General features: G+C 63.6%; 10 protein-coding genes. 1 reads left to right on the forward strand and 9 read right to left on the reverse strand.

Translation table 11 applies throughout. The features are described 5' to 3' along the window. A partial coding sequence (locus EBBID32_RS21530) for an isocitrate lyase (protein WP_037492416.1) occupies positions 1–1,564 on the reverse strand: 1,564 nt, incomplete at its 3' end. Positions 1,565–1,706: 142 nt separating this feature from the next. Between EBBID32_RS21530 and EBBID32_RS21535 the strand changes: the two genes are divergently transcribed. After that, positions 1,707–3,095: a helix-turn-helix domain-containing protein gene (locus EBBID32_RS21535; protein ID WP_006967066.1), complete on the forward strand. Its 1,389-nt coding sequence runs from the start codon at positions 1,707–1,709 to the stop codon at positions 3,093–3,095. Here the strand turns inward: EBBID32_RS21535 and EBBID32_RS21540 are convergent. The 8 genes from EBBID32_RS21540 to EBBID32_RS21575 form a co-directional block, all read right to left on the reverse strand. Next, positions 3,092–3,286, reverse strand: a complete 195-nt coding sequence (locus tag EBBID32_RS21540; protein ID WP_006967068.1) for a hypothetical protein — start codon at positions 3,284–3,286, stop codon at positions 3,092–3,094. The genes EBBID32_RS21535 and EBBID32_RS21540 overlap by 4 nt on opposite strands. Before the next feature lie 136 nt (positions 3,287–3,422). Further along, the gene (locus EBBID32_RS21545; RefSeq protein ID WP_037492418.1) at positions 3,423–4,361 is read right to left on the reverse strand and encodes a right-handed parallel beta-helix repeat-containing protein; all 939 of its coding nucleotides are present in this window, start codon (positions 4,359–4,361) and stop codon (positions 3,423–3,425) included. Positions 4,362–4,492: 131 nt separating this feature from the next. Further along, complete coding sequence (locus EBBID32_RS21550) at positions 4,493–4,954, reverse strand: SRPBCC family protein (RefSeq protein ID WP_006967072.1); 462 nt, start codon at positions 4,952–4,954, stop codon at positions 4,493–4,495. Beyond that, positions 4,951–5,442: a VOC family protein gene (locus tag EBBID32_RS21555; RefSeq protein WP_006967080.1), complete on the reverse strand. Its 492-nt coding sequence runs from the start codon at positions 5,440–5,442 to the stop codon at positions 4,951–4,953. The genes EBBID32_RS21550 and EBBID32_RS21555 overlap by 4 nt, the downstream gene beginning before the upstream one ends. Beyond that, positions 5,439–6,242: a VOC family protein gene (locus EBBID32_RS21560; RefSeq protein WP_006967089.1), complete on the reverse strand. Its 804-nt coding sequence runs from the start codon at positions 6,240–6,242 to the stop codon at positions 5,439–5,441. The genes EBBID32_RS21555 and EBBID32_RS21560 overlap by 4 nt, the downstream gene beginning before the upstream one ends. Positions 6,243–6,264: 22 nt before the next feature. Then, on the reverse strand, positions 6,265–6,627 hold the full coding sequence (locus EBBID32_RS21565; RefSeq protein ID WP_006967090.1) for a DUF1428 domain-containing protein: 363 nt from the start codon (positions 6,625–6,627) through the stop codon (positions 6,265–6,267). 167 nt (positions 6,628–6,794) lie between these two features. Continuing rightward, positions 6,795–7,703, reverse strand: a complete 909-nt coding sequence (locus EBBID32_RS21570) for a hypothetical protein (protein ID WP_006967091.1) — start codon at positions 7,701–7,703, stop codon at positions 6,795–6,797. A gap of 45 nt (positions 7,704–7,748) precedes the next feature. Next, the gene (locus EBBID32_RS21575) at positions 7,749–8,762 is read right to left on the reverse strand and encodes an NAD(P)H-dependent flavin oxidoreductase (protein WP_006967092.1); all 1,014 of its coding nucleotides are present in this window, start codon (positions 8,760–8,762) and stop codon (positions 7,749–7,751) included. Between the last annotated feature and the right edge of the window lie 29 nt (positions 8,763–8,791).

Genomic DNA, 8,791 nt, shown 5'->3' on the forward strand with positions numbered 1-8,791 from the left:
CGCCGCCAGCCTTGAGCGCGGCTTCGCCGGCGAAATAATCCTTGTGATCGTCGCCAATGTCGCTGCCGCTCATATTCTGGTGCTTCACGCAGGCGATGCCCTGACGGATTTCCTTGCGCTGGACACCCTCGACATAGCCCAGCATCCCTTCCTCGCCGAAATAGGTCTTGGCGAGATTGTCGGTGCTGAGCGCGGCCGTGTGATAGGTCGGCAGGGTGATGAGGTGGTGGAAAATCCCTGCCCGCGCCGCCGCATCCTTCTGGAAGGTGCGAATCTTGTCGTCCGCTTCCCGGCCCAGATCGGTGTCGTCATAATCGACGCTCATCAACCGGGCGCGGTCATAGGCCGACACATCCTTGCCCGCCTCGACCCAGGCATCATAGATCTGCTGACGGAAGTTCAGCGTCCAGTTGAAGCTGGGCGAATTATTATAGACCAGCTTGGCGTTGGGGATGACTTCGCGGATGCGGTCGACCATTGAGGCGATCTGCTCGATATGCGGCTTTTCCGTCTCGATCCACAGCAGGTCCGCGCCGTTCTGGAGCGAGGTGATGCAGTCGAGGACGCAGCGGTCCGCGCCGGTGCCTTCGCGGAACTGGAACAGGTTGCTGGGCAGGCGTTTGGGACGCAGCAGCTTGCCGTCGCGGTTCAGGATGACGTCGCCATTCTTCGCCGTCGCCGGATCAATCTCCTCGCAATCAAGGAAGCTGTTATACTGGTCGCCGATATCGCCCGGCACCTTGCTGACCGCGATCTGCTTGGTCAGGCCAGCGCCCAGCGAGTCGGTGCGGGTGACGATGATGCCATCGTCAACGCCCAGTTCCAGAAAGGCGTAGCGGCAGGCGCGGACCTTCGCCAGAAAGTCCTCATGCGGCACGGTGACCTTGCCGTCCTGATGGCCGCACTGCTTTTCGTCCGAAACCTGATTTTCGATCTGGAGCGCGCAGGCACCCGCCTCGATCATCTTCTTGGCGAGCAGATAGGTGGCTTCCGCATTGCCAAAGCCCGCGTCGATGTCCGCGATGATGGGAACGACATGGGTTTCATAATTGTCGATGGCGTGGGTCAGGCGCTGCGCCTCGACCGCGTTGCCAGCCTCGCGCGCCTTGTCGAGATCGCGGAACATCATGCCGAGTTCGCGGGCGTCGGCCTGTTTGAGGAAGGTGTAAAGTTCCTCGATCAGCGCGGCAACGCTGGTCTTTTCGTGCATCGACTGGTCAGGCAGCGGCCCGAAGTCGCTGCGCAGCGCGGCGACCATCCAGCCGGACAAATACAGATATTTCTGCTTGGTCGTGCCGAAATGCTTTTTGATCGCGATCAGCTTCTGCTGGCCGATGAAACCGTGCCAGCAGCCCAGCGACTGGGTGTAATTGGCCGGATCAAGATCATAGGCGGCCATGTCGCGGCGCATGATGCCAGCGGTATATTTGGCGATGTCGAGGCCGGTGTTGAAGCGGTTTTGCAGCTTCATCCGGGCAACGGACTCGGCGTTGATGCCGTCCCAGGTGCCGGGGTGGCTGCCGATGAGCTGCTGCGCCTTCGCGATATTGTCCTGGTAGGTCATGGGCCGATCCTTGCGTGGAAAGTGAGCTGTTGAACCCCGCCTAACCCTTGCTGTTGCAGGGCGGCAGTCCTGCCGAAGTTCAGTTGTCGATCTTTACAAATTTATGCTGTAAAGTTGTAAAGCCTGCACAGGAGTCGACCCGATGCGTAAAGATAGTCCGGTCTATATGGGGCCACGGTTGCGCCGGTTGCGCCGTGACCTTGGCCTGACCCAGGCCGATATGGCCGCCGATCTCGACATTTCTGCCTCCTATGTCGCGCTGCTCGAACGTAACCAGCGCCCACTGACCGCCGACATGCTGCTGCGGCTGGCCCGCACCTACAAGCTCGACATGGCGGAGGTGGCGGGCGATGGCGGGACTGAGCAGACCGCGCGGCTGCACGCGGTGCTCAAAGACCCGATGTTTGCCGATCTGGACTTGCCCTCCCTCGCCACAGGGGACGTCGCGGTCAATTATCCCGGTATCACCGAAGCGCTGCTGCGGCTCTACACCAGCTATCGGGAGGAGCATCTGGCGCTGGCCGACCAAGGTGCCACGCCCGACGATGCGCCCGATCCGGTCGCGGAATCGCGGCGTTTTCTTGCCGCCCGGCGCAACAGCTTTCCGTTGCTGGACGATGCGGCGGAAAAACTGGCAGCGGAAGCGGAGGTCGAGGGCGGACTGACCGGCTGGTTACGCGCGCGGCATAACCTTCGCGTCCGTCGCCTGCCGTCCGATGTCATGGCCGGATCGCTGCGCCGCTATGACCGGCATCGGGATGCGGTACTGCTCGACGACACGCTCGACACCGCCAGTTCGCAATTCCAGCTGGCGCTTCAGATCGCCTATCTGGAGATGCGCAAGGCCTTCGACGCGATCCTGAAGGATGGCCAGTTCGCCGGGGAGAGCAGTCGCCGTCTCGCCCGGCGAGCGCTGGCCAGCTATGGGGCGGCGGCGATATTGATGCCTTACAGCGCCTTTGCCAAGGCGGTCGAGGCGCGGCGCTATGATGTAGAGGCGCTGGCGCGGCAGTTCGGCACCAGTTTCGAGCAGACCGCGCATCGGCTGACGACCCTGCAAAAGCCGGGGCAGGAACGGGTGCCTTTCTTCTTTCTCCGCGTCGATCCGGCAGGAAATGTGTCCAAGCGGCTCGACGGGGCGGGTTTTCCCTTTGCCCGCCATGGCGGGTCCTGTCCGCTCTGGTCGGTCCACCGGGTGTTCGAGACACCGCGGGAGGTCGTTACGCAGTGGCTGGAGCTACCCGACGGGCAGCGTTTCTTTTCCATCGCCCGCACCGTCACCGCAGGGGGCGGCGGATGGGGTGCGGCCAGGGTGGACCGGGCGATTGCGCTCTGCTGCGCCGCCGACCATGCCCATCGGCTGATCTATACCCAGGGCCAGACGACGCCTGAGCCGACCCCCATCGGGGTCACCTGCCGCCTGTGTCACCGGCCCCATTGCCTCGCCCGATCCGCCCCGCCTATCGGCCGGGACATGCTGCCCGACGATTTTCGCCGGACGCGGGCACCGTTTGGTTTCGCTGACGGTTAGTTGTCGATCAGGTCGAGATAAGCCACCACATCATTGTCCGTCGCCAGATAGAGGCCGTCCTGTGTTTCCTGCGTCTGCTGCTCCGCCACGCGCAGCGCTTCGCTCAGGGGACCGTACATCAGGGTCGTCGCACCGCCATCATCGCCCAGATGATAGAGGCGGACGGTGGCGCTGTCATAGGTGGTTCGCATGGGACCAGTATCCGATAGTCCGCCGCTCTATACAAATAAAACCGTTCGGGCTGAGCCTGTCGAAGCCTTGTTCTTCCCTTCAAGAAAGTGCAGCCCTTCGACAGGCTCAGGGCGAACGGAGGTTGGGAACATCTCTTTACCGCCGGTCCTTCACTTTCATGGACGGCGCGAGGTCGTTTGCGCCGATCCGCACTGCGTCGTCGGTAAAGTTGGCGACGAAGGTGGAATTGCGCTCCAACCCCGGCACGAAACCGGCTCTATTGCCTTCGATCACAAGGCCTGCACTTGAATGTTCTCGGCCTTCGGGGGCGATGGTGATGAAGGCGGACCAGTTATCCTTGTCCTTGCCCTGCACCATCTCATTGCCGCTGATGATGCCACTCGCGCCGTTGGACAGGTCGATCATGTAATTGGTGAGCTTGCCGCCGCTGTCGTCGAAGCTGTTGCCGGTGATGGTGACGCGGGCCGCGCGGCTTTTGAGATAATGGCCGCCATCGCCGAGGTCAAAGCGGCTGTTGGTGACGGTGAGCGCCGCCAACCGGCCGATATAGATGCCGTGCGCGCAATCGAGATCACGGTCGCAGCGGCCCAGATGACGGAAGGTCGATTTGTCGATACTGACCTGCCCACCATCATAGTCGCCGGTCAATATGCCTTCCTCGCTGTTGCGGAACAGGCTGTTGCGGACGGTCAGGTTGCCGCTTTCCAGGCGGATGCCCGCGCCATTGCCGTCGGGGACGCGAATATTCTGAAAGATGATACCGTCCACTTGCGCAGCCCGCCCGCGCAGCACGAACGCGCCCTTGCCCTCGCACGGGACACCGTCGAAGATCACCGTGCCCGGCGTCGCGGCGCGGATGGTGACGTCGCCGCCCTGCTGAACGCCACATTGATGATAGGTGCCAGGTGCCACCACCACGGTCCCGCGCCCGTCGCCGATCGCGCCCAGCGCGTCGGCCAAAGAGCCAAAGGCGCGGCCCGATTCGGCAATGGTGAAGGGGGCAGGATTGCGCTGTGCCAGCGCGGTCGAGGCGATGGCGATGGATAAAAGGAGGCTGGTGGACAGGATACGCATGGCGGCAAGGATAGGCGCGCGCGGCGTAGCGACCAAGGCGGGAACGGGGTTAACGCCGGCCTGCCCCGCTATGGGACAGAGTGGTGGGAGAAGGTTGATGGGCGGGATGAGAGTCGCCCCTCATTCCTCATTCACCCCGCAGCCGCCTCGCACAACGCCTTGAATTGCGCCATCATCTGGTCCCAGCCGGGATGGAAGCCCATTTCCAGATGCCGGGCCTTGGCCTCTGCGTCCCAATGACGGGCAGTGGCGGTGAAGCGGGTGTGCTGACCCTCGTCGGCAAAGGTCCAGATCGCGGTCATGAAGGGGGTTTGCGGGACCCAGCCTGCGGCATAGGCGTCGGTGGTGACGATCCGTTCGCCCGGCACCACGTCCAGAAAGACGCCCTCCATCGGCCCGGTTTCCTCGCCATCCGGGCCGAACATCTGCACCGCGCTGCGGCCGCCGGGGCGCAGATCTTCCTCGATGACTTCGGCGCGCCAGGGTTTGGGGCAGAACCATTCCTCCTTGCGATCGGTCCACACCCGCCAGCAGGTCGCACGCGGGGCCGCGATGGTGCAGGTGACGGACAGGTCATAGTCAGCGCCGTTCATGCTGTTTCCCCTTCAAAGGCCGCCTGCATCGCGGCGGTGTCCAGCTTTCGCATGGTCATCATCGCCTGCATCATGCGGGCGATTCCGGCTTTGTCGTCGCTATGATAATTGGCCATGATCTGCCGCGTCACCAATTGCCAGCACAGGCCATATTTGTCCGTCACCCAGCCGCACGGCCCATCCTTGCCGCCATCGGCGGTCAGCGCGTCGAAATAGCGATCCAGTTCCGCCTGATCCGCGCACCCGACCGACAGCGATATGGCTTCGTCAAAGGTGAATTGCGGCCCGCCATTCAGCGCCTGATAGCTTTGCCCGAACAGGGTGAATTCGACCAGCAGCACGCTGCCGCCCTTCATGGGAGAGGGCGAAGGATTTTCTTGCGGGTAATAGCTGATATGATCGACCGACCCGCCGAAAATCCCGACATAATAGCGCGCGGCTTCCTCCGCCTGCCCGTCGAACCACAGGCAGGGGGCGATGATGCTCATGTCCCCTCTCCTGCTTCGGCGCGGGTGCCGACCAGCGCGAACATCGCGCCGTGCGGGTCGAACGCCTGGACGATCCAGCTGCCGCCGGGCACTTCCATCGGTCCGTTGAGCAAGGTGCCGCCGCCGGCTTTCACTCTTTCGACCGCCGCGTCGATGTCGCCGACGGTGAAGTAGAAGAGCCAGAGCGGCGCAGGCATTTCCTTGGGGATCGGCATGATGCCGCCCGACATGCTCTGAAAATCGCTGCCGCCGGTCTGCGAGACGAGCTGGTAGATACCCATCTCGCCCATATCCATGGCATCGCCAGTGGTCCAGCCGAACTGGCCGGTATAGAAGGCCAGGTCGGCGTCGAAATTGCCGCTATAGAGTTCGCGCCAGCCCACATGACCCATCGCCATGGGGGGCGGGGATTCCATGCCGTCGGGGCTGGAGCCTTTGAGCAGCATGAAGGTCGCGCCGCCCGGATCGCCCATCACTGCGAAGCGGCCGACGCCGTCTATATCCTCCGCCGGGCGCCTGATGCTGCCCCCGGCCGCGACCAGTCGCGCGGCGTCCGCATCAACATCGGCCGAAGCGATATAGCCGCCCCACCAGGGGGTCATGCCGCAATCCTTCGCCTCCTCAGGGATCGCCATCACCCCGCCCAGCGGCCCCGCGCTGCCGACGACCAGTGTATAGCCGCCATCCTCGCCAAACGGCATCGTGGTCCAGCCCACCACATCGGTGTAGAAGGCAAGCGCCGCCTGCGGATCGCTGGTCATCAGTTCATGCCAGAAGAATTGGCCGTTCAGGTCGGTCATCGCCTCTCTCCCGCCGGGTGGTTCAAGCCTTTTCTTCGACCAGCACGGCAAAGCCGCCATAGATGAGGCGCGCGCCGCTGAACGGCATATCCTGCCCCTCCTCCGGCTTCATCCGATCATCGGCCATCATCTTGGCGGAGCCTGCGTCGCGGGTTTCCTTGTCGGGCCATTCGATCCACGAAAAGACGACCTCTTCGCCCTCTTCGGCGATGACTGCCGTGCGGAAATCATTGACCTTGCCCGGCTTGATATCGTCGCCCCAACATTCGACCACGCGGGTCGCGCCATATTCGATGAAGATCGGCGCCATTTTCGCCGCGATGTCGATATAGGCCTGTTTATTGCCTTTGGGCACAGGGATCACGAAACCGTCCATATAGGCCATCGTCTCTCTCCTCCATGGGGCCGCCCTTTGCGCACGGCGGGCTTCGCCGCTCAATGCCGAACCGGGGGCGACTCACGTACGATGATGCCGCCGCCCCCGCCGATGCGCAATGGCTGCCCGCCAACGGCTCTGGTTGAGCAGTGTCATTGGCAGGTCGAACGCCCGGATCAGTCCGTCGTCGGCAGTGGCTGGACCATCAGCTTTGGCCCCGGCGAGGCGGGCAGAGTTCGCGCGACGGCAGGGGGGCGGCTGGCCTGCAACGGGGCAGCCGCATCGGGCGGGGGCGGCAGATTTTGCTGGATCGCGCTGGTGACGCCGGGGGCAAAGCCCTGTCGTGGCGCTTCGCCCGGCGGTACGGGGGGCGGCGGCAGTGGCGTGGGGGACGCCCACACCGTCACCGTCCCGCCAAAGCGCGACTGCCATTCGGCCAGCCGTCGCAGATAATCGGCATAGGCGGCGTAGAAATCCTGGAACGGCTTTTCCAGTTCCGCGAGCGCGGTCGGGGCATAATCCAGCAGCGCGCTGGATGGCATAGTCAGTAGCTTAGCCCCCACCGTTTCGGCGACCGGGCAGAAGCTTTTGGTGACGGGGGGCAGCGAGAAGAAATTATAGACGGTGGTGTTCAGCCGTTCGCGCGCGCCGAAGCCGGCGGTGCCATAGGCAACCTTATAGTTGCGGTCGACCGCTTCATTGGCCTGCGTCAGCACGGTCCCGTGGAGATGGAGCAACCGGTTATATTGCAGCCGCGCGAGATCGGCGGTGCTACGGCAGGAGAGCGCCGCCACGTTGAGCGCCATGCGGACATGCCATAAAGCAGTGTTCGACGTGACCTTGCGATTGGGGGTCAGATATTTGCCATCCGCTATCTCCGGGATGCTCATATCCTCCACCGCGCCCATGGGCGGGCGCGGCCTGACCGTTTCGACCAGCGGCGGCGGCGCGGTCGGCGGAGGTGGCTTTACCGGGGTCGAACAGGCCGCCAGGGCAGCCAGTGACACAAGCGAAAAACGGCCATAAAAACGGCGCAGGACGATCATCAATTTCTCCGATGGGCTGCGCACCGTCATGCCGGGCATTCTGGTCGGAGGAAATATGCCTGATTAACCGTTCATCGCAAGGATTCAGGCGGCCCGTCGCTCTAGCGCCACCGCCGCCTCCGCCATCAACTGCGCGATGATGTCGGCGACGGGTTCTTCCTTGGTCACCATGCCGACCGACTGGCCGGCCATCAGCGACCCGCCATCGACATCGCCATCGATCACCGCGCGGCGCAGCGCACCGGCCCAGAAATGTTCGATCTGCAACTGCGCCTCGCCCATGTCGACCGACCCGCTATCGAGCAGATTGGCAACTTCGCGCTGCTTGGCGGTGAAATTTTCCATGCCGACATTTTTGAGCGCACGCACGGGAATGACCGGCAGGCGCGGGTCGATCTGGACACTGGCGATGGCGTCGCGGGCAGAGGCGCGGAAGAAAGCCTTTTTGAACGCGGGGTGGGCGATGCTTTCGGTGGCGCAGGCAAAGCGGGTGCCAAGCTGGACGCCCGCCGCGCCCATTTCGAGATAGGCGGCGATCGCTTCGCCCCGGCCAATGCCACCCGCGACGAACACGGGCAGCTGCTCGCTCATTTCGGGGAGAATTTCCTGCGCCAGCACGCTGGTCGCGACCGGGCCGATATGGCCGCCCGCCTCATGGCCTTCGACGATCAGCGCATCGACGCCAGAGCGGGCCAGCTTCTTGGCCAGCGCCAGCGCGGGCGCGAAGCAGATGAGCTTGGCACCCTTGGCCTTGATCGCTTCGATACTGCCCTTGGGCGGCAGGCCGCCGGCCAGCACGATATGGGTCACGTCATGGCTGGCGCAGACGTCGATCAGATCGAACAGTTGCGGGTGCATGGTGATGAGGTTGACGCCGAAGGGCTTGGTGGTCAGCGCCTTGGTCGCGGTGATTTCCGCGTCGAGCAGCGCGGGCGTCATCGCGCCGCAGGCGATCACGCCGAAACCGCCCGCATTGGACATGGCCGACACCAGATGCCGTTCCGACACCCAGCTCATCGCCCCGCACAGGATGGCGCTGTCGCAGCCGAGAAATTGCGTGCCGCGGGCCATGAGGGCAGTCAGCTTGGCGTTGGTCATGTCATTCTTTCTCCCCTCCCGCTTGCGGG

This window comes from Sphingobium indicum BiD32, from assembly GCF_000382885.1.
In the GTDB taxonomy this organism is placed as follows: Bacteria; Pseudomonadota; Alphaproteobacteria; order Sphingomonadales; family Sphingomonadaceae; genus Sphingobium; species Sphingobium japonicum_C.